This window comes from Sporosarcina oncorhynchi (assembly GCF_033304615.1).
GTDB classification, from domain to species: domain Bacteria; phylum Bacillota; class Bacilli; order Bacillales_A; family Planococcaceae; genus Sporosarcina; species Sporosarcina oncorhynchi.
The window spans coordinates 812,564-838,691 of record NZ_CP129118.1 but is presented as its reverse complement, the minus strand read 5'-3'; the positions used below and the strand labels follow the sequence as shown (position 1 = coordinate 838,691).

The following is a 26,128-nucleotide window of genomic DNA, read 5'->3' as shown; positions in this document are numbered from 1 at the left end:
GTTTCTATTTATTAGCTTTTAACAGTCACTACTTCAACTTTTTTCTCCAGATCTTTGACAAGTTTTCGATTGATGGCATTTAAATAGGCTTTCGCTGAAGCTTCCAACACGTCTTGTGAAATATCGCGACCTGTAAACGTCTCACCGTTATAGCGCAAGTTCACAATTGCTTCACCTAACGCATCGCGGCCTTTTCCAATAGAAGTAACTCGGTAATCCAATATATTTATCTGACCTTTGACGACAAGTTCCAATGCATTGAATATCGCTTCAACTGAACCTGCGCCTGTCGTTGCGACGATCACGTCATCACCTGTTGGCACCGTGACCGAAACAGTCGCTGTAGGAACGTTTGACATCCCGTATTGGACTTGCACATTTGTCAGTTCATAAATGTCCGCATCCGCATACTCAATCTGCTTTCCAGTAAAGAGAACGAACAGATCATCTTCTGTAATTTCCTTTTTACGATCAGCGAGTTTCTTGAATTCATTGAACGCCTCATTCAACTGGTCTTCTGATAACGCAAAGCCCATTGAAATGGCACGGTCATTGAATGCATGCCTGCCGGAATGTTTGCCCATTGCAAGCGGTGCTGTCGTTTCACCGATCAACTCCGGTGTAATAATTTCATACGTTTCTCGATTTTTCAACATACCGTCTTGATGTATGCCCGATTCATGAGCAAATGCATTTTTCCCTACAACCGCTTTATTTGGCTGGATGACGACTCCTGTCAACTGACTGACAAGTTGACTCGTACGTTTAATTTCATGTAAATGAACACCCGTTTCCAAGCTATAGAAATCTTTTCGAATATGAAGAGCGACTGCGATTTCTTCCAGTGCCGCATTTCCAGCCCGTTCACCGATCCCGTTAATCGTTCCTTCGACTTGATCGGCACCATTTTCAATGGCTGCAATCGAGTTCGCAACCGCCATGCCTAAATCATTGTGGCAATGTGCGGAAAGCTTTACATGGTCGATACCTGTAACATTCTCTTTGAGGTATTTGAATAAAGCCCCATACTCCTGAGGTGTCGCATAACCGACTGTATCTGGGATATTGATCGTTGTAGCACCTGCCTCAATCACTTGATTGATGATTTTGACTAGAAAAGCAGGGTCAGAACGGAATGCATCTTCTGCTGACCATTGAACGAGAGGAAAGAATTTTTTTGCATACTTCACGGCTTCAACCGCGATATCAACGACTTGATCTGGTGTTTTCTTCAGTTTGTATTCCATATGGATTGGCGAAGTGGCTAAAAATACGTGAAGATGGGGATTTTGACCACCTTTTAGCGCTTCCCAAGAAGTGTCGATATCACTTTTCATGGCACGGGCAAGCCCTGTCACTGTTGAGTTTTTCACCGAATTGGCGATGCGTTGTACAGCTTCAAAATCACCAGGTGAGGAAGCAGGGAACCCTGCTTCAATCACCGTAGCGCCAAAACGTTCGAGTTGGCGGGCAATTTCCATCTTTTCGGCTGTATTTAGATTGATGCCTGCTGATTGTTCGCCGTCACGAAGTGTTGTATCAAAGATGTCAATCTTGCGCACTGGCCACCACTTCTTTCTGTTTTATTTTTTTGCCTTCATTGACGAATGGCATCATTGCACGAAGTTTCTCGCCTACAACTTCGATTTGATGTTTCGCTTCTGATTCTTCATATGCATTGAAGTTCGGTCGGCCGTTATCATTTTCGTCAATCCAGCCTTTTGCAAATTTACCTTCCTGGATATCCGTCAAGATCTCTTTCATGCGAGCTTTCGTATCTGCATCGACTACACGCGGGCCAGATACAAAATCGCCCCATTCAGCTGTATCCGAGATTGAGTAGCGCATTCCGGACATGCCGCCTTCGTACATCAAGTCAACAATTAGTTTCAATTCATGCATCGTTTCAAAATACGCCAGTTCGGGTTGGTATCCTGCTTCAACAAGCGTTTCAAATCCGGCTTTCACGAGCGACGTTAACCCACCACATAATACAGCCTGCTCACCAAATAGATCCGTTTCCGTCTCTTCTTTAAATGATGTTTCTAGAACGCCGGCACGCGCTGCCCCAATTCCTTTGGCATACGCGAGAGCAACATCTTTTGCCTCGCCGGAAACGTCTTGATAGACCGCGAACAATGCCGGTACACCAGCGCCCGCTTCGTATGTTCTGCGAACGAGATGACCCGGGCCTTTCGGTGCAACTAGGAAAACATCGACGTCTGACGGAGGGACAATCTGTCCGAAGTGAACGTTGAAACCGTGTGCGAAAACGAGTGATTTACCAGCTTTTAATGCCGGTTGAATTTCTTCGTCATAAACCTTTTTCTGTCTTTCATCAGGAAGCAGGATCATGATGATGTCTGCCTGTTCAGCTGCTTCAGCAACGGTCTTCACGTCAAGTCCATCTTCTTTTGCCTGATCATATGATTTACCTGGACGTACGCCAACAACGACATTAAATCCTGAATCCTTTAAGTTTTGTGCGTGCGCATGACCTTGTGAGCCATATCCTACTACCGCGATTGTCTTTCCTTGTAAAAGTCCTTCGTTGATATCCTGGTTATAATACATTTTAGCCATTTGTAATTCCTCCTTGGTTTTTGGTTTTATTGGTGAATATCATTGTTATTCTAGTGAAATTTTGTGTTGCGCTCGTATTTATGGATCGTGCGCCCGTAAATCCCGTCGACGCGCTCGTATTTGCCTATCGTGCGCTCGTAAAACCTGTCGACGCGCCCGTAAATCCTTTCGCCGCGCCCGTATATGCCACTCGTGCGCCCGTAAATCCTTTCGCCGCGCTCGTATTCGTCACTTCCGCGCCCGTAAATGCTTCCCTACTTCAATATCGACAGTTGCTGTGACGGTGTTTTTTGGTTTTCACGGGTGAACGCTGTTACGCCAGTCCTTGATAATTCTTTAATGCCATATGGTTTCACCAGATCGATGAATGCCTCAATCTTTTCAGATGAACCAACCACTTGGTATGTGACGACATTTTTCCCTGAATCGATCACGGTTGCCCTGAACGGTTCGATGACACTGTTAATTTCACTGCGTGCATGTGGTGGGGACATGACCTTCACTAATGCCAGCTCCCGCATGACGATTGCCTTATCAGTGATGTCGTGTACTTTGATGACATCAATCTGCTTTTGAAGCTGTTTCAGCAACTGCTCAGTTTTACGTTCGTCGTCGATATTCACGATGAATGTCATCTTGGATCTGCCCGGCTGTTCCGTATGTCCAACTGTGATGCTTTCAATATTGAATTGACGTTTCATTAATAGACCCGTCACCCGGTTTAATACACCGCTTTGATTGATAACTGTTACGGTTATGACTCTTCTCATCTGCTTTTCACCCCGATCATTTCATGAAGTCCTTTTCCTGGAGCAATCATCGGATAGACGTTTTCCTTCATCTTGACACGGCAATCGATGAGTACAGGTTCATCAGAGAGCAATGCTTCCCTAAAAATCTCTTCCGCATCGTCTTTTTTTGTTATGCGGTACCCTTTAATGCCGTACGCATCCGCCAGTTTGACAAAGTCCGGTTGCACGGGAATTAAAGACTGTGAGTATCTTTCATCGTAAAACGTTTCTTGCCATTGCCGCACCATACCAAGTGCGCCATTGTTCAAAATAACGACTTTCACTGGGATTCGCATTTCCTGTAATAACGACAATTCCTGTGCCGTCATTTGGAATCCGCCGTCTCCTACGATGGCGACTACTCGTTCATTCGGTTTTGCAATTTGCGCACCGATAGCAGCAGGGAATCCGAAGCCCATCGTGCCGAGTCCACCCGAAGTCACCCAATGATCCGGATTATTTAATGCATAGTATTGAGCTGCCCACATTTGATGCTGTCCGACATCTGTCGTAACAATTGCATTGCCTTCCGTAATCTCATGAATCATTTGAATCGCCTGTTGGGGTAAGATTTCATGTTCATCTTCGTTGTACCAAAGTGGTGCTTCTTCAGTCATTTCATTGAGATGATTCCACCAATCAGCTGTATCGGGCGCTTCGAAATCCTGTAGGAGCAATGCGGCAAGCGCTTTTTTCGCATCTGCAACAATCGGGATTTCGGTCGGAACGTTTTTACCGATTTCAGCGGGGTCGATGTCAATATGGATCACTTTCGCGTTCTTTGCGAATGAATTCAAATTACCTGTTAAGCGGTCATCAAAACGGGCCCCGACATTCAACAACACATCACATTCGCTAATCGCCATATTCGCCGTGTACGTTCCGTGCATTCCTGCCATACCTAGAAACAATTCATGGTTTCCAGCAATACTGCCGAGCCCAAGTAACGTATTCGTCACAGGTATTTTTTTCGTTTCAACAAGTTCTTTCAGTTCTTCCATCGCCTGCCCATGCAACACGCCGGCACCTGCTAGAATTAGAGGCTTTTTCGCAGTGGAAAGCGCCTCTACTGCTTTCTGTATTTGTAAATAGTTAGGAGTTGTCGTCGGCTGATAGCCAGGCAAATTTACTTCCGCCATGCGTTCTTCTTCTGTAACAAAGATTTCAGTTGCGATATTTTTAGGAACATCGACAAGAACAGGGCCACGGCGTCCGGTTGAAGCGATATGGAATGCTTCTTTAATGATGCGCGGAAGGTCTGCAACATCTTGGACTTGATAGTTATGCTTTGTAATCGGTGTCGTAATTCCGACAATGTCCGCTTCCTGGAAAGCATCCGTTCCGATAACTGTCGTTGCCACTTGGCCTGTAAAGATGACGAGCGGAAGTGAATCCATCATTGCATCCGTAATACCGGTTACAAGGTTTGTTGCACCGGGACCGGATGTGGCAATAACGACACCTGTTTTACCCGAAACACGTGCATACCCTTCCGCTGCATGAATGGCTCCCTGTTCATGACGTGCAAGCACATGGGGAATTGGATTGTTATACAATGCATCATAAATTGGTAAGACTGCACCTCCAGGGTATCCGAATACAACTTCAACTCCTTGATCCTTCAACCCTTGAATCAAGACAGCAGAACCATCCATAGGTTGAATATTTTGTTGTTCCCCCGTAGACTCTTGCGTCTTTTCCATAACCGCCTGCTTTGTTTCGACTTCCGCACTCATTTGCTGACTCCTCCTGACTATTTTGATTATCCGTTTATACAAAAAAGAAAAGCTCTTTCTCCCCACACAAAGAAATCCGATCTTCGTGTAAGGGATGAAAAAGCTTTTCATGGTACCACCCTTGTTTACGGCTTACGCCGCCTCGTGAATGAACAACCGATTAACTGCACATATATGCAATCAACTGATCGTCCATTCTTTTCTAACGGGCGACAACAAATAAGTGCCCGGGATTGCCTACTCGGTTTCCCTTTCAGCAACCCACTCCGGAGTGATATCGCGAATAGTTGCACTGCCGGCTTCCAGCGTGACCGGCTCTCTGTAAATGCAAGAATCTATTCCCTTTTGCCCCATCATCGAGTTGTTATATTTTCATGACGCCGCCTGTGCTAGCCGACGTGACGAGTTTTGAGTATCTAGCTAAATAACCTTTTTTAATTTTCGGTTCAAATGGTTTTAATTTTGATCTACGTATTGTCAGTTCTTCATCAGATACAAGCAGTTCGATTGTCCGATTGGTCAAGTTGATGTCGATCATATCGCCATCTTCCACTAATGCAATTGGACCGCCTTCAGCTGCTTCAGGTGATATATGACCAATCGATATTCCGCGGGATGCCCCTGAGAATCGACCATCTGTAATTAAAGCTACCTTTGTTCCTAAACCTCTGCCTTGGATAGCTGATGTAGGAGCAAGCATTTCCGGCATTCCTGGTCCGCCTTTTGGACCTTCATAACGAATGACAACGACATGACCTTCTTGGACAGTCCCATTGTCGATATTCTCCTGTGCTGCTTCCTGTGATTCAAAGACGATTGCTTTGCCTTTAAATTGTTTGATGGATGGATCGACGGCTCCAACTTTTATGACGCCACCTTCAGGAGCAATATTGCCGAATAATACGGATAAGCCACCGACAGGACTATACGGATTATCTTTCGTTCGGATAACTTGATCGTTCGTAATGTGATAATCCTTCACGTCTTCTCTAATGGTTTTACCTGTTATCGTAATCCGATCAGGATGAATCGCACCAGGAATCTTCGTTAATTCATTGACAATAGCACTGACGCCGCCAGCTTTGAAAATATCATCCATTGAAATGTCGGATGCCGGCATAATTTTCGCCAAATAAGGAACACGCTCAGCGACTATGTTAATATCTTCTACGCTATACTCAATTTCAGCTTCATGCGCAATTGCTAGCGTGTGAAGAACTGTGTTTGTCGAACCACCCATTGCCATATCAAGCGCAAATGCATCATCAATCGCTTCTTTGGTGACAATATCTCGCGGTTTAACATCTTCTTTAATCATACGAATCAAATGTTTCGCAGCATCTTTTATGAGTTTGTGTCGCTCATCAGATGTAGCGACAATCGTTCCGTTTCCGGGTAATGCCAATCCAAGCATTTCCATTAGACAGTTCATGGAGTTTGCTGTGAACATTCCTGAACAGGATCCGCATGTCGGACATGCATTGGTCTCAATATCAAGCAATTCTTCAGCTGTCATCTTACCTGACTTGAAAGCTCCGACCCCTTCAAAAACCGAAGTAAGTGAAAGTTGCTTTCCTGATGAAGAAACCCCTGCTTCCATCGGGCCACCTGATACGAATACGGAAGGAACATTCGTCCTAACCGCCGCCATGAGCATGCCCGGTGTGATTTTGTCGCAGTTCGGGATGTAAAACACGCCGTCAAACCAGTGCGCATTGATGACTGTTTCAGCAGAATCAGCTATCAGTTCGCGGCTCGGTAATGAGTAGCGCATGCCAATATGCCCCATCGCGATTCCATCATCCACACCAATCGTGTTGAATTCAAAAGGAACACCGCCCGCTTCCCATATCGCTTCTTTTACAATTTCAGCAAATACATTCAAATGTCTATGGCCTGGAATAATATCAATATACGAATTGCAGACACCGATAAAAGGCTTTTCAAGATCCTTCGTCTTAATACCGGTCGCATATAACAAACTTCTGTGCGGTGCGCGATCGACACCTTTTTTAATCATGTCACTTCTCATCTGCAATCTCTCCTAATCAACTTATCTACCAGTAGATCAATTACGCCTTAGCGTAATTGCGTTGGGATTTTGAATTGTGAATCGAACTTTTCATTGTTCGATTCACAATTAACTGCCCTCAAAATCCCTAACATCCGCTGGAGGCTTAACTTGACTCAGCAAAGAATTTGAACTCCCTGTAATTGAATTGTTTTTCTGGCATTCAACCCACTACTTATAGAAGCAGGAAACTTCTGCTGAATCAAGTTAAACTGCTAGAAATATGTGAATCAACTCACATATCGAAATAGATTGTTGCTATCATATATCGGATAATTACAGGAGTCAACCGGCTATTTTAAATTATCAACCAATTTAGAATTGGTAATAAAAATGTATCCGCTTACAACTGCGATATATTGCGTTCTTCAAAAAATAGAAATAAAAAAACTTTTTTTATATTTTCGAATGACACGGATGAATTATTCTGCATTATTCATTAAACTTATCGATTCGCCAGCCTGTCTTTTTCAGATAAACATATTTAACAATGATTTTTTCAGCTGTGCGTGTGTCTCCAATCGGGACTGTTATTTCGAATAGCATGTAATTCTTTTTCGATTTTACTTCCTTCGCAGTTGCCATTTCCCACTGCGATTGAGAAGTTTTTTCCACTTCTGGCTGTGCAAGCTTGCCTTTATGTTTCAGGATTCCATATTCTTTCATGTACCGCTTCGCTTTCTTTTTTGTAATGAACTTGTGTAATTCAGCCTTTAACTTCTTCTTTGAATCCAAATGTCCTGCCATATAGCGGTATTCCATTCCCTTGTACGTAAACGATACATACTCACCTTCCTTATACAACCCTCCCGATAAAATCACACTATCGGCGCCTGCCCAGCCAGCAGCCAACTCAACAGCACTTTTAGGCGACAACGCGACATATCCAGCCGGCGGACCGCCACATGCAGCTAAGAACAGTAGTAATAGCACTCCTATACTAAAAAGTTTCGTTCTCATCGATGAACCTCCTCCATCTTGCTCATAAACTAACGTATGAACTGTAAAGTGATCACATACACGGAAAAGGAGCAGTTTTGAATGCTCATGAAGGAAGAGCTGTCGTAGCGTAACACAACGTAAACGTCCCGCATCGAAACATAGCGCTGGTGTAACACAACGTAAATGACTCGCATCGAAACGTAGAACGTGAAACACAACGTAAATGCCCCGCATCGAAACGTAACACTGGCGTAACACAACGTAAGTGGCGCGCATCGAAACGTAGAACGTGCAACACAACGTAAACGTCCCGCATCGAAACATAGCGCTGGTGTAACACAACGTAAGTGGCGCGCATCGAAACGTAGAACGTGCAACACAACGTAAATGCCCCGCATCGAAACGTAACGATCGCGCAACACAAAATAAGTGACGCGCATCGAAACGTAGAACGTGAAACACAACGTAAACACCCCGCAACGAAACATAACGCTGCCGCAACACAACGTAAGTGACGCGCATCGAAACGTAAACGCAACGTAAAGAAACTTAACGATTGCACAACACAACATAAACGTCCCGCAAAGACCTAATTGAGCTGTTTATTGTCACAACATGTCGAATATTGATGGTCAGAACTTCATTGAAAGAAATTATTCATGAATACCTACACTTTTTCTAAGAAACTTTCGACAAATTCCGCATTACACAGCGTTGTGGATAACTTTGTCCACGTTATCCACACGCCACCACATGCCCCAGCATGCTTACGAACAAGTTAACCACAGCTTATCCACGTTCATCTGTGGATAAAAGAACGGTTGTTCTCTATTTAAAAATTTGTTATTGTAAATATACCGAAACTTACTCATATGCAGTTGCTTATGACTGTATGACAAGGAGGCGAAAAAAGATGCCAAGAATAGCGGACGATTTACTAATCGATTCTTATAGTAAAGCGATAGAATTAAAGCTTTGTCCAAAATTCATCACATTATTGGAGAAAGAAATTTCTTTACGGTCTTTGCCATTGCAATGTGAAATCCGTCATGACGAAAAAAAGAGCCCATCCATATCTTGATGGACAAGCTCCTCAATTGAAATGTCTTTATTCAACTGTTACGTTCAAATAGATGCCGCTCTTCACTGGAAGACCGTTGATATCCAACCATCCCGGATGGATAATGAGCATATAAGAAGCGCCTGACAATAGAGGCTTCTCTGGAATGATTGTAATTTTCTTACCGTTCTTCACCGCTAGTTTGAAGGGAACCGCCCTACCACCAAGCTCCACCAACTCAATTGCAGATTGATCGATTGCAGACCAATCCATTTCTTTCGTCATCTCGACAGTGAACGTCTTTGTCGGTTTCACATTCTCTAACCCTGAGAGGTGTGCATACCCTTTCACTTTCAATAAAAGATGGTCAAAATGGGCAGTTGTCAGTTCCTCACCTACTTTTGTCACCACATCTGGAGAAACACCTATCCCATTTACAGCGATGCCTTTCGGCGAATAAAAGCGAGCGGTTGTCAACTTCAACACACTTCCATCGGAAAATGCATACATCGTCTGCATCGTCCCTTTACCGTAAGTTTTTTGACCGTACACCGTAGCCGCTCCCGCTTCTTTCAAATTGACGGCCAACATTTCAGAAGCGCTTGCGCTGAATTCATTAACAAGCAATGAAACAGGTCCTTCGAATTTCATCTCCTGATTAACAGCAGGATAAATCGAAGGCTTTTTGTTTTTCTCACGTAACTGGAATGCTTCTGCAACTTCCGGGAAAAAGCCCGTCACTTCCTGAGCGGCAGTAATATAGCCTCCTCCATTGTTCCGGATATCGAAAATGAAACTGTCTGCTGTTTCCAACTTCCGGATTGCACGTGCAATCTCCTTGCCCGAATCAGCTGCAAAGCTATTCAACCGGATATGCCCAATATTCCCGCCAAGCATTTCACTTTCCACGGTCGGTAAATGGATCTCTGCACGCTTAATCGTCTTCTTAAATTTGATGAGACTCCCTCTTGTTGTTCGTTCAATTGCCAACACGACTTCGGTATTCTCTTTCCCACTTATGAAAGGGATTGCCGCTTGAACAGATTTTCCTTTCAATGAACTTCCATTAGCGTGTGTCAGAATGTCACCCGCAAGAAGTCCAGCAAGTGACGCGGGGCTGTCTTCAATTACAGCTAACACTTTTACGCCATTCTTATCTTCTTCCAGGACGACTCCGATCCCGACTAACCGTTGATCGATACTATCCACGAATGCTCCATACTCGTCTTTGGACATATAGACAGAGTACTTATCAAGACCTTTCATAATTTCTTCTGCTGTCCCTTTTCTCAGAACAGCTTCCGATACTTCATCGACATAATGCTTTCGTACAAGTTCCCGTATTTCATCGAGCGGTTCAACTGCTGCAAAGACAGTATTCGGTATAAGCAAGACTAAAAGTGCGACTGCCAATAGGAATGGCTTCATTGCATTTCTGAACAAATCATGATCCTCATTTCCAATTCGATTTTCTATCAGTATACTTCTTTTTTCGGACCTTTGTCTCTAGTACTCTGAAAATAATAAAAAACAGAACACCTCTGATCATGATAATCAAAGATGTTCTGTATGAATATCCATTTATTTCACTTGGACTATTTGTTCCTGCTCTTTACGATTTCGCATATAGTTTAACGCAAACATTGCAGCCACAATGATGACGCCAACAATATCCGTAATCGATTCAGGAATGATCATCATTAGCGCACCTGCCGCAAGGACAATTCGCCATAATGGATTCACATTTGTTTTGAAATAGCCTTCGATTGCGGCACTCAACGCAATAATTCCAATGATCGCTGTTATCGTGATCATCGCAATGTCCATGGTTGCCGCCACAGGGAATTCGCGTGCATTTGTCGCAATGCCAGTTGTATCGATCATAAGCATCGCAGGATTATAGACGAACATATATGGAATGAGGAATCCGGCAGCCGAAAGTTTCAGCGCCGTGAATCCGGTCTTCATCGGATCCCCTCCGGAAATACCCGCGCCTGCAAATGCTGCAAGTGCGACCGGTGGTGTAATATTCGCGAAAATACCGAAGTAAAAGACGAACATATGCGCAACGAGAATTGGAATGTCAAACGCTGCCAAAGCAGGTGCCGCCATTGTTGCTGTAATGATATAAGCAGGGATGGAAGGTAGACCCATTCCTAGAATCATTGATGCAATCATTGTAAAGAACAAAGTAAGTAGCAACGAACCTGCCCCTAGGCTTGCAATGGACGAAGTCATGACGTTACCGAAGCTCGTCAAACTAACAACTCCGATAATAATTCCAACAACAGCACAGGCGACCATTACAGAAAGTGACTGGCGTGCACCGCTGTCCAAAGCTCCTAAAATATCCTTAAAGGACATTCTCGTCGACTTTCTTAGCATAGCAACTAAAACCGTCGCTACAATTGTATAAAATGCAGCATGCCCAATCGGCACATTACGGTAGAGCAAGAAAATTAAATAGACAATCGGAAGCAAAAGATGGCCGCGTTCTTTCATCACTTCTTTCACACGGGGTAGATCTGCTTTTGGAATCCCTTTTAAATTATCTTTTCCAGCACGGAAATGCACTTGCATAATAACGGCAAGGAAATAAAGAACTGCTGGGATCAACGCCGCTAAAGCGATTGTCCCGTACTTCACACCGGTTGTTTCCGCCATGATAAATGCACTCGCTCCCATGATCGGTGGTAAAATCTGGCCACCGACAGAAGCACTTGCTTCTACTGCTCCAGCAAAGTTCTTAGAATAGCCGACACGTTTCATCATTGGAATTGTAAATGCGCCGGTTCCAACAACGTTTGCTACAGCTGCTCCATTAATACTGCCCATGAAACCACTGGAGATTACTGCCACCTTCGCAGGTCCACCTTGCTTATGGCCTGCTAGTGCAAGCGCCAAATCATTGAAAAACTGACCCATCCCTGATTTCGCCAAAAAGGCACCAAACAGGATGAACAAGAAAATGAACGATACAGAGGCCCCAATTGCAGTGGAATAAAGTCCTTCCGTCTTCAAATACATCTGGCCGAAAATATCACCCAAGTCATATTTACGTGTCGCCATAAGTGTTGGCACCCAGTTCATATGACTAAAGAATGGATAAGACAAAAATGCGAGAGCCAATATTGGAAGGATCCAGCCTGTTACACGGCGCGCCGCTTCCAAAATTAAAACCACTGTCAAAATCGCCATAATGATATCCAATGTATTTGGAATTCCACCACGTGTTGTAACAATCGCGGTATATTCTTTAATCAGATAACCCGCTGTCATAAGTCCTAAAATGAATAACAGCCAATCGTAAATTGCAACCCGGCTTCGATCTTGCCTACTGTACGTCGGGTAAATTAAGAAGATTAGGGAGATACCAATCGCTACGTGAACTGCCCGCTGCTGAAGAGCCGGCATTGGATAGAATGTGATGTAAAGATGGAAGAGGGAATACAGAATTGCGATAGCAGAAACAAAGAAGGCCACTCTCTTTCCAGAAAACTTTCGCACTTTTGATTCTGTATCAAACTTTTCGAGCAGCTCGGCTTGTTGTTCTTCCGTCAACGCCTCCGTATGTCCGATTGTTTCTTTGTTATTCTCTAGCTTAGTCAATTTTTTCACCTCTTAATAAATTCCATAAGGATACCCGTTCGACATGTATGAAAACGGTGTCATAATCATCAACGAGTTCATATAAAGCAATTTGATTGTTTTCCGTATACATCGTCGTTTGAACATTTCTAGAAACAGCTAGCAATAGTTCATCAATCGGTTCATTGACAATCATATGTACAAAACCGTCATCGGATTTTGTGACTTGGGCAGAAGATGGAACCCCTGCTCCGAACGTCTTGAATTTTGTACTTGTCAAAAGAAGTGCATCTTCATTCCGTTCATATGATTCAAACCACGGTTCTTTTTCAACAGAGTGAATCCAGCCAAGGTCAAATCGATCATCTTTCAAATAAAAACGACTATCCGAATAATCCACTTGAATGGTAGGAATTCTGATGATAAATAGAGAAAGCAGGAGCATGATTAACATGCTCCCACTTAGGATAATCTTACTTCTGCTCATCGTAGTACTTTTGAGCTCCAGGGTGAACAGGCGCTACCATGCCTTTTTGTGCACCTTCAAGAGAAATATCAGTTGCAGCCTGATGAGAGTTTCCTAGATCTCCTAAGCTGTCAAAGAATTTCTTAGTCAATTTGTATACGTCATCTTCACTCATTTCACTGCTAACAACAAGTGCGTTCATAATCGCTGCTGTCGGTACGTCTTCAGCATTCCCGTAAGTGTCTGCAGGTATGTCCATTCCGACGAAGTACGGCTGATCTTTTGAAATCTCTGTCACTTTGTCAGGATCCACTGAAACAATTGCAAGGTCAATACTAGCTGCTAATTCCATAACAGATGAATTCGGAAGACCGCTTGTAAGGAATGCTGCATCAATACTTCCCGATTTAAGGCCGTCAGCCGCTTCAGCATATCCAAGATAGTCTACTTTAAGATCATCATACGTAATGCCGAAACCAGCAAGTAGGTTACGCGCATTTACTTCTACACCTGAGTTCTGATCGCCAACTGCAACGCGCTTGCCTTTCAAATCCTCAATCGTTTTGATGCCTGAATTTGCAGTCGTCACGATTTGAACGTAGTTCGGATAAAGGGCTGCAATTTGTTGCACTTTGTCAGTAGCTTCAGTGAAGTTACCAGTACCTTCAACAGCTTCTGTCAATACGTCACTCATGACAAATGCCATTTCCACTTTACCTTCTTTAATCAAGTTGATGTTTTCTACAGAAGCACCAGTTGATTGTGGCTTGGAGTTAATACCAAATTCTTTGGAGAACTCGTTCGCCAATGTTGTTCCGATAATATTATATGGGCCAGATGATCCACCCGTCGCAATCGTTACGATTTTCGTATCGAGGCCGTCAGCGTCTTTATTGCCATCTGAACTTCCCCCGTCTTTCTTCGAATCTCCACATGCTCCTAAAATTGAAGCACTAATTAAAGCGCTTGCAAACAATAGTCCATACTTTCTTAATTTCATATAAATCATCCTTTCCGCTATTGTCTAATAACTTGTTCAATCTTACATGAATACTTTTTTTAAAATCAAGATGGCTTCTCGAATCATGCTTTATATGAAGATACTGCTAACATTCGAAGTCATTAGACCGATATAACAAATAGACATAAAACGCATTTTAGGAGGTGCCCCTGTGTTAAAGAAATACATACTATCACTCGCTATTTTCCTATTGGTTAGTTCTGCATTATTTCCGGCACTTGCAGTCGAAGCAAGTGCACCTGTCAAAGGGACGTTTGTAGGAGTCACTTATGATGAAGTGCAAATCGATAAGAATACAAGCGAGCAAAGATTGAAAGACATCACGATCCAGAACACGCAAGGCCGGACAATTACGTTGAATATTGATAAGTTCGCGCACTTATCCGTTGATGGACGAATTGTTAAAATTAATGCTTTCAAACTCGGCATGGAAGTGGAAGCGGACATCAATTTACGCCGTGTGAAAGCATTGCGAGGCAAGACCGAAGACGGACTTTCCGGTGCAATCAACGAACGTGATAAAGCGGTATATGGTTTTGTGACACAGTTGGACCGCCACGGGAAGTTCCTGACTATCAAGATGGATGATGGGAAAGACAAGACATCTTTCATCACAACAAACACAACATTCTTTAAAGGAAAGACGTACCGTGATGTAAGCCTTGTTTATGAAGGCGACCGGGTGAAACTCTCGTATTCCCAATACGATACGAATCGTTTGGATAGTGTAGAAGTCATCGAACAAGGCGTTCAAGTCGAAGGACTATATAAGGGAACGATTCTTCGCATCGACCAGTCGAATCATAAAATTTCATTAAAAGATGAAAAGATATTTGAAAACTGGCATTGGCGCGCAAAAAAGTATGATAACAGTACAAGCAGCTATACATACTCTACGCAAACGCCCATATATGTAGGCAACGAACAGATATCCTCTGACCGTCTACGATACTACGCTGGCAATGAAGTCCATTTTGTCACCGTAAAGAAATTCGGTACAGAGATTGTTGAAAAGATGGTCATCCAAAAAGAGAACGAACGGACGTTCAACGAAGAGATGGCTTCTGTAAATACCAAACGAAAAGAAGTCCAATTACGTAGTTCCGGTACATTCTTCTATCATGACGGAACGATACTCGTTCGTAATGGACGCCTGATCGAACCAGCTAGCCTTCAAGCTGCAGGAACGGCGTTTATTCTCACAGACGGTTTGACGAAGAGCCGCTATGCGAATGTGATCCATATTGCAAACGACGGGTTCCGTAGTCCGAATTTAAGCGGTTATGAAATCTACTTCGGCAAGATCAGTTCCGTCGGTACGTACGGGCTAACGCTAGCTGACAGCTCAGAGTTGGCAGATGGAAATTGGACGTACACGCCATCTAATTCTTACACATTCAGCAATGATACAATCGCAGTTGAAGACAGGTATAACTATGTGCTAGATATAATCCCGCAACGAGATTTAAAGCTGTACAAATATATGAATAGATATGGCTATTTCTATGTGAAAGACGGAAATATTGTCGCCATGCATTTAGTAGACGGTACGAAGAGTTCCTTCTATTATAAAGCCGCCGACCTCATATCCGTCGGTCGCCTTGCAACTGTCAATCCTTCAACCCCTGCAATAATAAGCGTCGAGAATGTCAGCCGCTGGTCAGGTGGCTCGTGGAATGAAGCAGGGAAAATTTATCACATGGATATCGAGCAAGCCACAATTATCCGTAATGGAAAAGTTATTTCAGCAAAGGAACTTAAACCGAATGACAGACTATATATCTTGCATGAATCCTCTGTCAAAGGACGTTTTCTGTTTGTAGATTAAAAATAAGAAAGTTCAAGCGGTATATGTGCCGCTTGAACTTTTATAAAAAAGGATGGATTTAACCAATTATGAAATCGTTTTTCAAAACTTACGTTCACAAGCAACTAATTCCACTAGGTATTATTCTTCTTTCCGTTATACTCGTCTCTCCTAAAGCAGAGGCAAAGCCCCCTGATTATAACGGCGGTGTTTCAAATGAATATACATATGAAGAATATTTCTTTTTAGCAGACAGACCGATTTTATTCAAAGGTAAAGCTACAATTACCGAAAAAGAGAATAAAGGACAGATGACGTCTACATACCGATTTACATTGGCAAGTGATGGTGGAGACAAATTAACGAGAAGTGTATCGTATATAGCGGATCTTGATAATCATCAAGATAAAAGCCAAACAACTTCAAATGCGGTTGTCAAAAGCTTCTCTGAAAAAGTGACGCTTGCTGACAAGTCCACTTATACATTGGATGATTACCAGTTCACGCACGGTACTGTCATTGATAACCTCCCTGCCTCAGATTATTATTCAGGAAATGCACTCGGCAGAAAAATTTACAAAGTGAAATATGGTAGTTCCAAAGAAGAAAAACTACTAACTGTTCATTTTACAGTTCGAAATATGGGGTATGAAAACTTCTGGGGTGCTACTGAAACACAACTCATCGATTACGAAATCGTTTATCCTAAAGATCCATACGGTAATACTCAATCAGGATTTGTTACAAGCAGAACGTCTGACAGTAAAAGTCGTATTCTTCAATACGAACCGCATGATCCTTCCCTTTCAAGTTTCACAGGTGGACATGCAGTTATTAGTGAATCAAACATGATCAGCGAATACAAATACAACTTACCATCTCCTGCCGGCGCAGGCACAAAAAACTTAAACAAAAAAAGTACACCGAAAATTGAACGCCTTATCGTGCCTAAGTTCCGTGATTTAAATAAACATTGGGCGAAGGATCATATTGAAAAATTATACTCATTAGGCGTTTTCGATGAATCTACACAGTTCTTCTCACCGAATACACCAATGAAACGGTATCAGTATACAGTCGGCATTTTGAAAGCAGTAGACATCCGTGTGTTGGAAGATCCAAAGAAGAAAAAGGTTGTAAAAAAAGCCATTTTTAAAGACTTGAATGTAAAAGAAAAGGACTATCCATACATTGAAAGTGCTGTAGAAAAAGGCATCATTACAGGAGTGACACCCGATATTTTCAATCCCGATGGTCCTATCACACGCGTACAAGCGGTTGCAATACTAGTCCGCGCACTCGGAATGGAAGGTCGCGCGCCAAGTCCTGGATTCCGGACTCAATTTGTAGATGATCATAAGATTTCAGATTGGGCGAAAGACAGCGTTTATGTAGCTACGGAACTTGGACTTGTTTCGGGTGATGAATTCAATCGGTTTAATCCACAGCAGCCGTTAACTCGTGCACATGCTGCTGCACTCACAAGCCGGTTCCTCGATTTCTTGGAAAATGATTTGAAACAAAATTATCGAGATGACATTCTCTTCTTTGATTAAGAAAGGCGTGAACTGCAATGCAATCAACAGGTAAGTTTCTAAGTATGGTAGTAATGCTCATTGTACTACTAATTTCAGCATCAACTACGCCGGTTAATGCTGCTCGTCAGTTCAAAGATGTGAAGCCTGGACATTGGGCTTTTGAATCAGTGAACTGGGCATATGATCAAGGTTTGACGAAAGGCTATCCGGACGGCACTTTCGGTCCGGATAAGCCGATTACAGAAGCGCAACTCGTGACAATGCTCGTTCGGTTGGATTGCTCTTCACCTGATTCATTCCCGGCTGAGCCTGGACAGCATAAAGCTTCCGGGAACTACTGGTACTTGTCAGGAAAGAATATTCCATTAGATGGACAGAATCGCTCGTTCGCAAAAGATTGGTCGATAAAGCGTTCATCTGCAGCTCAAATCATTGCGGCATATAAAGGCTTTGATTTAGATAAAAAGCAAGCTGTATATTACATGTACACGGAAGATTTAGCGACTGGACGAACTGGCAAGAACACATGGAAAGATTTCAGTCCTGACGATTCATTGACACGTGCAGAAGCTGTGGACTTGCTACGCAACGTATCGATGAATGGATCGTGCGAAATTGTCGGATTGAAAAAACGTGCATCTGGAAAAGACAACGGCAAGTTCCCATTACCTTCAAGCTTTGATGACGATGGAACAGTGCACTTCCCTACGAATAATAAACCTTCGAAGCCACCTGTTGTTAGTAACCCAGGTGCATCTAATGAAGTGGATATTGACAAAAGCGAATTGATCGCCAATGGTGTTGACTCAACGTATGTTACGGTTTCATTTAAAGACTGCAACGGCAATACGATTCCTTATGACCGTTCGCTGTCAGTGCGTGTGACTTCAAGTGCAGGAGCTATTTTGGAAGGTGACGGTGAAAAGTACGAGCAAAACTCGCCTAACAATCACTGGTATCCATATAAAACGTCTATTATGACAGGTACAGATGGACCTGACGTTACTGTCAAAGTGACAGCGCCAAAATCAAAAACTTATTTAAAAGATACACTTACATTTGAATTAGTACAGGGCAATGGATCTAGCTATATAAACTGTGCTAATCAGAATGTCACTGTGAATTTGGATTATGTTCCGAAAGCTGAAGTTAGACTTGAGATTGTTCCCGAACGCTATACACAAAATGGAACAATAATTGAGCGTGAAAAAGTTGTTGCTACTGTTGCATTTCCTGGAGGTGAAGTTGTACGTAATTTCAGAGGATATGTAAATCTTCGTTCGACTTCAGGGATTCAGCTAACAACCTATTCACCATCCTTTGCATTTGGGGTAGCAACAGCGTATGTAATTCATAGCGATTCGGTTGACCCGATACGCGGTGAAATCATTGCAGAAGTCATTCCTTATAATTCGTTATACCCGGCGGAGTTGACTGGAGTCATTAACGAAACGCATAGTGTGGACATCACTCATGACGGCTTCTTGAGAACAGATGCGATCTGTTCAAATGAAATTCCCGAAATGGCGTTTATTATTGATTCGTCAGGAAGTATGAAACAGAATGACCCTAAAAAATTGAGAATTACTAAAACACAGGGATTCATTAACAATTTACAGGCAGAACGAAATATTGCCGTTAAATTCAATTCCTCTTCACAACATATAATTACGGATCAATGGTATATCGTTCCACCTTATTTAAAGCAGGTTGGACATTCCGGTGGCACGAATATAGGCGCAGGAATGAATGATGCTTTCAACAGGATGACACCTTCTGCTAACAAAGCTGCAATTTTAGTAACAGATGGCAAGTCTAGCGAATCATCCATAAAGTCGGCATTAGATCATGCTAAAAGAGATGGAATTGTTGTTTACACAATCGGGCTTGGCAAAGAAAAGAATTTGAACAGTCCTCTTCTAAAGCAGATTGCAAAAGAAACAGGCGGTACCTATTACCATATTACAGATAGCATTGAGCTTGGTCTTGTCTACCAGTCCATTCTTAAAGAAATCACTTGTGGAGAAAAAGCGTTAACTTGCTCCTCAGCGAGTATGCTGTTTGAAAATTCTTCCGTCACGGCAACATCTTCTCAAGTTGTTATGGAGACAGATCTACGTGAAGGTTGCGGACAAATCGCAAAAGTGGTCGTACGCTTTAACTCAAATAAAGGGAATATCGATTATGAATTGGTCCATCGTGGACATAATAATTATCGATTCATCATCGGCAAAGATGAAATCGCCAATTATCATCTATACACATCAGCGCAATTTATCGCGTACGACAGGGATAACAAACAAGTCGGAGCGATAAAGACGGTACCTATCAAATAAAAAAAGAAAAGCCTTTGGAGATATGAAGATAATCTCCAAAGGCTTCATCGAGACATTCAACTGAATGCATCAAAGGGGAAATGGTTTTGAAAAGGTTTGTTATCTATACATTGCTACTATTGCTCGTGTTCGCTCCAATGCCAACAACATCCGATGCAGCTGTCGTTCCGACTGTAAAAATCACAGAAACAACGCCAGTATTTTATAAAGCGGATAAAGTGGCGGTTTTTTCGAAAGGGACAACAGCTTCCATCACAAAGGAATCCGGTAAATTTTATCATACTGTCATCGCAGGAGAAGATGTTAAGTTCTCCAAGCAACGCGCGAAAACGGTAAAAAGCAGCTTTGGATCTTTCAAAGGCGCTTATCCTGTCAAAGCTGAAACGAAAAAGCCAGTGAAAATTTATAATACGCCGAATGCGGGTAAAGAAATTGGTCATATTCAACCGAACTTAACAATCCATATGCAACGTGAGCAACGAGGCTTTTATCCCATCAATTTTGGCGGTAAGACCGCTTATGTTAATAAAAAAGATATTATTGTCGATGCCGGCATCCCAGTTCTCATGTATCATGATCTCGTCAAAACAAAAGTTGGCGACAATGTCTCTGTATTAGAAGTAGACAAATTTGCTGAACAGATGGCTTATTTGAAAAAGAATGGTTGGACAACGATCACTCCGCGTCAAATGGAATTATGGGTGGACGGTAAGTTAAAGCTTCCTAAAAAGTCTGTCTTAATTACATTTGATGATGGATACGATTCCACAATCGATTTAGCTTATCCTATTTTGAAAAGGCATGGTTTCAAGGCGACATCTTTCCTAATTACTAGTAGGATTGACCGACCCGGAATGGTATCTTCTGAGCATATTTCAGAAACAGCTGATGTCTTCTCCTATCAGAATCATACGCATGCCTACCATATGTTCAACAGCATGACTGGGTTAAGCTATTTGCAATCGGAATCGCGTTTTTCCATTGCATCCGATTTAGAAGAAGCTAGTGAACAGATAGAAAAAATCATTGGAAACGGCCATAAAGTTACAGCTCTTGCCTATCCATATGGCAAGTATGGACCCCAAACATTGTTAGCGTTGCAAGACACGGATATTTCCATTGCCTTCACGATTAATGAAGGCAATGTCCATCAAGGAGATCATTTGCTTGATTTGAATCGTCAACGTGTCCATTCCGATATGACGGTGCAAGATTTCGCCAATAAATTGAATGGCATGTAAAGAGTTGCCCGCACTTCGCATAACATGGCGAATGCGGGCTTCTTTTATTTAAATTGCTGAATTTTGCTGCCTGCTTTGCACAATCGACTACAATTTTTCATAGCTATTCTTCACATACATCAAGTCCTGCCACGTCTAATCGATTGTCCATTTGCGTAAACTGCTACTAGGAAGAGAGTTGTGTGCCAAGTACTTTTCAGGAGAGTATAGATGACGGAACCTACGAAGAAACCCTATAAAAAATTTATGTTGTGGGCTGGGGGAATCACGGGTATTCTTTTGCTCACACTAGTGGTCTATGCCCTGTTTTTTGTGAATGAACTGACAGAGACCGCGAAAGAGATTCACGAGCCAATGGAGCGGACAATTTCCGAAAAGCGGGAAGATCCGATTACATTTATCGACAAAGATCCCTTTTCCGTTCTTGTTCTTGGCGTCGATGAACGCGAAGGGGATGTAGGCAGGTCAGACACAATGATTGTCCTCGCTGTAAATCACACTTTGCAAACAACAAAGATGCTGAGTATCCCCCGTGATACACGAAGTGAAATTGTTGGTAAGGATAGAGTCGACAAATTGAATCATGCGTATGCTTTCGGTGGAATTGACATGTCCCTTGCAAGTGTGGAACATTTTCTCGATATCCCAATTGACTATGTCGTCCAAGTAAATATGGAAAGTTTCAAAGAAATCATTGATGTGCTTGGCGGTGTAACTGTCTATAACCCTTTCGATTTCAACGTAGATGATTACTCATTTGCTACAGGGGATATTTCACTTACTGGTGATGAGGCACTGACATTTGTGCGTATGCGAAAAGAGGATCCACGAGGCGATTTCGGAAGGCAGGACCGCCAAAAGCAAGTTGTACAAGGCATTCTCCAAAAAGGCGCCTCCATCCAAGGGCTAGTGAAATTCAAACGTATTTTCAGCACATTAGGCAAAAACATTCGCACGAATATGACTGTTGACGAAATGATCGACGTGCAGAAAAATTACCGGGATGCTATCAAATCGATTGAGCAAATTCCCATAAATGCGGGCCATGGATTATGGAAGGACGGTGTCTGGTATTTTGAAATGGACACCGAAGAGCTGCAGGCTATTCAAAAAGAACTACAAACTCACCTGAAGACTGAATGACTGTAATCATTTATTAATCCCAATTGTCCAATGGGATTTTTTCTATTGATGACGCTTTTTGAAACAATTTCATAGAATCTTTCGTACCATTGATAAGAGAGTCATGTATTCAATAGAGGTAGTGTCAAAATTTCTATGAAAACTCAAATTCGCGACTCGCACTACAGTAAGTCGTCGGCCATGTACCGCAATCGCTCTTGACAAACAGTCGAAAAAGGTTGCGTAGTGTGCACCAAGGGCGAAGGGGACAAAAAGAAGACATGACAAATAGCCCTTGACTTTAACCAATTTTAACCTTTTTCTCCGTTCGGTTTGTCAAGAGTTCGCTTCGCCGATTGCTCGATTCACGATGTTCCCAAAAGCTCAGCTAAACAAAAAGTCAGCTGGCATTCTCGGTCAGCCACTGTTGCGATAGTTCAATCAGTTTCGTCCATCGAGCGGGCATGTGAGGCATTTCCTTCAATTCTGGGACAATCACAGGTACCCGGCCTTCCAAGGATGAATGAGGACGGAGAAAGTTGAAGTACGCGACAAACAGCGTCACGTGAGAAACCGATCCATCTTCGGAACCAAAGCCATGGGTGGCGCGGTAGTTCCCTTTAAATGTCCGGTTCAAACGCTCGATGATTTGCTTCAATGGACGATATTCAGTTGACACAGGGTCTTCGTTTGTCAGCCCGATTACACGTGTCACATCAAAATGGATATCGTGTTGCGCAAAGAATTGTTGGGCCAACAGGTAGATAGGGTTTCCGTCCACCACGATGTTCAAGTTCTCTGGAATGGTCTTCATCTTCCTGAACATATCATCCAGGGCGCGAATCGCTGAAAAGGTGTCCCGATTCGGTGAAGTCCGATAGGACAGGATGACCTTCTTAGCGGCATCGAAAAAGAAGAAGATGTAATGCCAGCGCCCGTTTACACGGATGTAGGTTTCATCCCCACAGAACTGATCAGACAACTCGTACGGGAAATTATCCACAAAAGGCTTCACCGTCAACGCAACACTGTTCATGTAGTTCAGCACACTTTGATGAGAAATATGCACGTTATGAACGTCTCTCATCAGCGCTGCGGTCTTCCGTGCGGAGATGCCATAGTTTACGTGGTACGTAAGAATGAGCCCGAGTGTGTGTGAAGACACATAGATCCTGGAGAGATCCACCTTAGGTTGAACCGGGGACGCATCTGCCATCGGTTTGAAATCGAATTGAAACTGACGGTAAATATACCGAACTTTGAAGGCCTGGGGATCTTCCTTGAATCGTTTCTTTTCTGCTTGTGTCATTTGGCGCAACTTCTTTTGGTAATAGGAACAGTCATTGTTCTTACATTTGAAAACGTCGAAGTCCTTTCGTTCTTTTACTTTTTCAAGTGTTTTTAAGCAGTGGGGACATTTGAGGATGGCTTCCTTCAGATACCGGCTTTGTTTATTAAAGAGGCATCCGCAGACTTTACATTGGAATTGCCCTTTGTCTCCGTTGTTCGCATACAGGTAGCTGGATGGAGCACTACACCGCGGACAGCACAGCTTTTCAGGAACGCTCGATTTGGCATTCTTTCGTCGCTGGACGGGTTTTAGAGACTTCCCATGGGCTTTAAAATAATCATCCAATAAGTCCTGAAAGGACAGCTTCTCGAGTTTCTCCAGAACGGGAAGCTCATCAATCTGAAGTTTTCGATAAGGCTTGTCTACAGGCTCATCGGGCCGCACACTCCCGACGGCCTTTCCAAGCACTACCGTAAGTAACGTAATAATAATTGTGTGCTGGTACTTGATATATTGAAGTAAATAAGCTAATAATTGAGGGTACAACTTGTCACTTCCTATTCTGGATGTTGGGTGTCTGGTAACCTCAATTATCCGTAGAATTTAGGGGGTGGCAAGTTTTTTTTATTGAAACCCATAATCTATAAGGATTTATTAGCTTTTTACTATAGAAGTTTTGACAATAACTCAATAGAAAAGAGGGTATATTTATGAATAAAAGAATCGCAGCATCATTATTTACACTTGTTTTGCTTGTAGGAGGATGTTCCGAAAATACGAAAGAAGCTGATGTGACTACGGAGAAACCTATAGAAACAACGGAAGTTGAGGAATCGGATAATGCTCAAGTGGAATACACCGATTGGGAAGGCAACTATGTTTTCATTGACGATGAAATCGAAGGAACTTTAACGATATTTGACCAGCAAGAAGCTGAATTCACCGTTTTACTTAGCGCAGAGAAGAAAGATTGGGAAAATACATTGCTTGCTGAAGAGAAATTCGAGGGAAAAGGAACTGCTGAGAACGATCTAGCGGCTATTACGGTAACGGATAAGGATTGTGCTGGTGAGTTGAGTTTGAACGGTTCTGAGGTGACTGTCGAGCTGAACGGAACAGAGTGTGATAAGAACCTGAATTTATCTGGCGTATACAAAAAGATTGCTGCCGAAAAACCAGAACTTTTTAGTATAAATGACGGGAAGATTTATATAAATGGCTTGACGTTTGCCGATACGCCAGCAACGACAAAAGCATTCTGGGGAAATCCGGATCCCGATAACTCTACTGCAGACGACGTCCATTTGCTAGATGAAACGGTGCATACATACGCGGAAGACGGGATGCAAATCACCTACTATCAACACAAACTGTATGCAATGACTGTTGAGGCAGATAAAGAAGATCTGGCAAAAATCACAAAAGCATTCCCCGGTGAGCACTACAAAGATAGTAACTCCGATACAGAGCTGTTCCATATGGAGGACAACGACCACTTGCTCATTTATCGAAGTGAAGAGAGTGGAGCGGAACAATCGGAATTCCTGCTCATTCCTGTAGACGGAAACTTTAAGCATGCAGTAGATAGTGGAATTTATGTGCCGGTTAGAGAGTAAACACAAGAAATGCCGTCGGAGTTAATCCAGCGGCATTCGTTTGCATTTGAAGTTCCTTTCCTTATCACTTCTCTAGAAATCCTTCCTTTACATGCGATTTATAGGCCAGTGAACTGAATAGGAACAACAACCAGCATGAGAAGATGTATATGATGATAGACATATAAGGAAACATTATAGCATCTCCAAATCTTTCAAAAAAATACCTCATGACAATATGATTCCCATTGAATCCAAAAAATGTGAGCACTGCCGGGATTGGATAATAGACATAGGTGAACCACTTTCGACTTTTGAAAAAGAAACGCCACTCAATTCGATCAATCTGCATTTTTAAGTTCTTCCAAACGCTCCTCTGTCATTGAAAACGGACCGGCCACGAATAATAAAAATGCGCCTAACATATACAGAAATACGCTAAGCCCAACATTCGGATGCATCTCTTTTACCTGGAGGACTGCCATTGTGAAAAGGCCAATCATGATAATCACAAATAGAACGATGGGCAACATCCTCAGTAAATTGATCTTCTTAGGATTAAGGAATACTTTTGCCAGCCACGATCTACTACTATATCCTAATAAAAATAGCAACAATGTACCAACTAGCATAATAGCAAAATAAGCAGTACTATAAGTAACTCTCACAAAAGGTATAACTGCATAAATAGCAGCACCTGTTAACATCCAATATACTTGGAGTGTGTAATATCTTTTCGTATAGTGTTTATAGCGCTTCCACAATAAAAGTATACGAAAAACAATAAGCGCTTCAGCTACTAAGCCGATTGTTAGCCATAAAAAAAATTCCCCTTCTGGGTAGGCACTCGCAACGACAATCATGAAGACATGCAATACTACTGTAAATCCGATTCTCTTTTCCGCAACTTCTTCCTTCTTGACGGGCTCTGAAATCATAT

Annotated in this window: 19 protein-coding genes; 7 read left to right on the top strand and 12 right to left on the bottom strand. The window is 42.6% G+C overall.

Annotated elements, in window-relative coordinates; genetic code table 11:
- Positions 1 to 11 precede the first annotated feature (11 nt).
- The 6 genes from QWT69_RS03870 to QWT69_RS03845 form a co-directional block, all read right to left on the bottom strand.
- Complete coding sequence (locus QWT69_RS03870; RefSeq protein WP_317969152.1) at positions 12 to 1,562, bottom strand: 2-isopropylmalate synthase; 1,551 nt, start codon at positions 1,560 to 1,562, stop codon at positions 12 to 14.
- Positions 1,549 to 2,583 (bottom strand): ketol-acid reductoisomerase, encoded by a 1,035-nt coding sequence (gene ilvC, locus QWT69_RS03865; protein WP_317969150.1) that lies wholly within the window; start codon positions 2,581 to 2,583, stop codon positions 1,549 to 1,551. Before ilvC ends, QWT69_RS03870 begins: the two co-directional genes overlap by 14 nt.
- A gap of 254 nt (positions 2,584 to 2,837) precedes the next feature.
- Complete coding sequence (gene ilvN, locus QWT69_RS03860) at positions 2,838 to 3,353, bottom strand: acetolactate synthase small subunit (RefSeq protein ID WP_317969148.1); 516 nt, start codon at positions 3,351 to 3,353, stop codon at positions 2,838 to 2,840.
- A complete protein-coding gene (gene ilvB / locus QWT69_RS03855; protein WP_431312315.1) occupies positions 3,350 to 5,110 on the bottom strand; it encodes an acetolactate synthase large subunit in 1,761 nt (586 codons plus the stop codon). The genes ilvN and ilvB overlap by 4 nt, the downstream gene beginning before the upstream one ends.
- Positions 5,111 to 5,474: 364 nt before the next feature.
- On the bottom strand, positions 5,475 to 7,142 hold the full coding sequence (gene ilvD / locus QWT69_RS03850) for a dihydroxy-acid dehydratase (RefSeq protein WP_317969146.1): 1,668 nt from the start codon (positions 7,140 to 7,142) through the stop codon (positions 5,475 to 5,477).
- A gap of 471 nt (positions 7,143 to 7,613) precedes the next feature.
- Positions 7,614 to 8,141, bottom strand: a complete 528-nt coding sequence (locus QWT69_RS03845; protein ID WP_317969144.1) for a DL-endopeptidase inhibitor IseA family protein — start codon at positions 8,139 to 8,141, stop codon at positions 7,614 to 7,616.
- Positions 8,142 to 9,036: 895 nt separating this feature from the next.
- On the opposite strand from QWT69_RS03845, the gene sda reads away from it, so the two are divergent.
- The gene (gene sda, locus QWT69_RS03840; protein WP_317969142.1) at positions 9,037 to 9,204 is read left to right on the top strand and encodes a sporulation histidine kinase inhibitor Sda; all 168 of its coding nucleotides are present in this window, start codon (positions 9,037 to 9,039) and stop codon (positions 9,202 to 9,204) included.
- 27 nt (positions 9,205 to 9,231) lie between these two features.
- Here sda and QWT69_RS03835 read toward each other — a convergent pair whose 3' ends face one another.
- From QWT69_RS03835 to QWT69_RS03820, 4 genes are all read right to left on the bottom strand, one after another.
- Entirely contained in the window at positions 9,232 to 10,626 is a 1,395-nt protein-coding gene (locus tag QWT69_RS03835) for a S41 family peptidase (protein ID WP_317969140.1), read from the bottom strand.
- 138 nt (positions 10,627 to 10,764) lie between these two features.
- Positions 10,765 to 12,762, bottom strand: coding sequence for a TRAP transporter permease (locus tag QWT69_RS03830; RefSeq protein WP_317970889.1), 1,998 nt, complete (start codon positions 12,760 to 12,762; stop codon positions 10,765 to 10,767).
- A gap of 22 nt (positions 12,763 to 12,784) precedes the next feature.
- Positions 12,785 to 13,258, bottom strand: coding sequence for a DUF1850 domain-containing protein (locus QWT69_RS03825; RefSeq protein ID WP_317969138.1), 474 nt, complete (start codon positions 13,256 to 13,258; stop codon positions 12,785 to 12,787).
- Positions 13,245 to 14,246, bottom strand: a complete 1,002-nt coding sequence (locus tag QWT69_RS03820; RefSeq protein WP_431312314.1) for a TAXI family TRAP transporter solute-binding subunit — start codon at positions 14,244 to 14,246, stop codon at positions 13,245 to 13,247. Before QWT69_RS03820 ends, QWT69_RS03825 begins: the two co-directional genes overlap by 14 nt.
- A 163-nt stretch (positions 14,247 to 14,409) precedes the next feature.
- Here QWT69_RS03820 and QWT69_RS03815 point away from each other — a divergent pair, with 163 nt between their 5' ends.
- The 5 genes from QWT69_RS03815 to QWT69_RS03795 all read left to right on the top strand — a co-directional run bounded on the left by QWT69_RS03815 (position 14,410) and on the right by QWT69_RS03795 (position 22,323).
- The gene (locus tag QWT69_RS03815; protein ID WP_317969134.1) at positions 14,410 to 16,086 is read left to right on the top strand and encodes a hypothetical protein; all 1,677 of its coding nucleotides are present in this window, start codon (positions 14,410 to 14,412) and stop codon (positions 16,084 to 16,086) included.
- Positions 16,087 to 16,154: 68 nt separating this feature from the next.
- Complete coding sequence (locus QWT69_RS03810) at positions 16,155 to 17,621, top strand: S-layer homology domain-containing protein (RefSeq protein WP_317969132.1); 1,467 nt, start codon at positions 16,155 to 16,157, stop codon at positions 17,619 to 17,621.
- Positions 17,622 to 17,638: 17 nt separating this feature from the next.
- Positions 17,639 to 19,939, top strand: coding sequence for an S-layer homology domain-containing protein (locus tag QWT69_RS03805; RefSeq protein ID WP_317969130.1), 2,301 nt, complete (start codon positions 17,639 to 17,641; stop codon positions 19,937 to 19,939).
- Positions 19,940 to 20,025: 86 nt separating this feature from the next.
- On the top strand, positions 20,026 to 21,180 hold the full coding sequence (locus QWT69_RS03800; RefSeq protein ID WP_317969128.1) for a polysaccharide deacetylase family protein: 1,155 nt from the start codon (positions 20,026 to 20,028) through the stop codon (positions 21,178 to 21,180).
- A gap of 210 nt (positions 21,181 to 21,390) precedes the next feature.
- Entirely contained in the window at positions 21,391 to 22,323 is a 933-nt protein-coding gene (locus QWT69_RS03795) for an LCP family glycopolymer transferase (protein WP_317969126.1), read from the top strand.
- A gap of 379 nt (positions 22,324 to 22,702) precedes the next feature.
- Here QWT69_RS03795 and QWT69_RS03790 read toward each other — a convergent pair whose 3' ends face one another.
- Entirely contained in the window at positions 22,703 to 24,139 is a 1,437-nt protein-coding gene (locus QWT69_RS03790; protein WP_317966486.1) for a DDE-type integrase/transposase/recombinase, read from the bottom strand.
- Between the two features lie 164 nt (positions 24,140 to 24,303).
- Here QWT69_RS03790 and QWT69_RS03785 point away from each other — a divergent pair, with 164 nt between their 5' ends.
- Positions 24,304 to 25,209 carry a hypothetical protein gene (locus tag QWT69_RS03785; protein ID WP_317969124.1) on the top strand — a complete coding sequence of 302 codons (906 nt, stop codon included), beginning with the start codon at positions 24,304 to 24,306 and terminating at the stop codon, positions 25,207 to 25,209.
- A 320-nt stretch (positions 25,210 to 25,529) separates the two neighbouring features.
- Here QWT69_RS03785 and QWT69_RS03780 read toward each other — a convergent pair whose 3' ends face one another.
- The gene (locus tag QWT69_RS03780; RefSeq protein ID WP_317969122.1) at positions 25,530 to 26,126 is read right to left on the bottom strand and encodes a hypothetical protein; all 597 of its coding nucleotides are present in this window, start codon (positions 26,124 to 26,126) and stop codon (positions 25,530 to 25,532) included.
- Positions 26,127 to 26,128 lie beyond the last annotated feature (2 nt).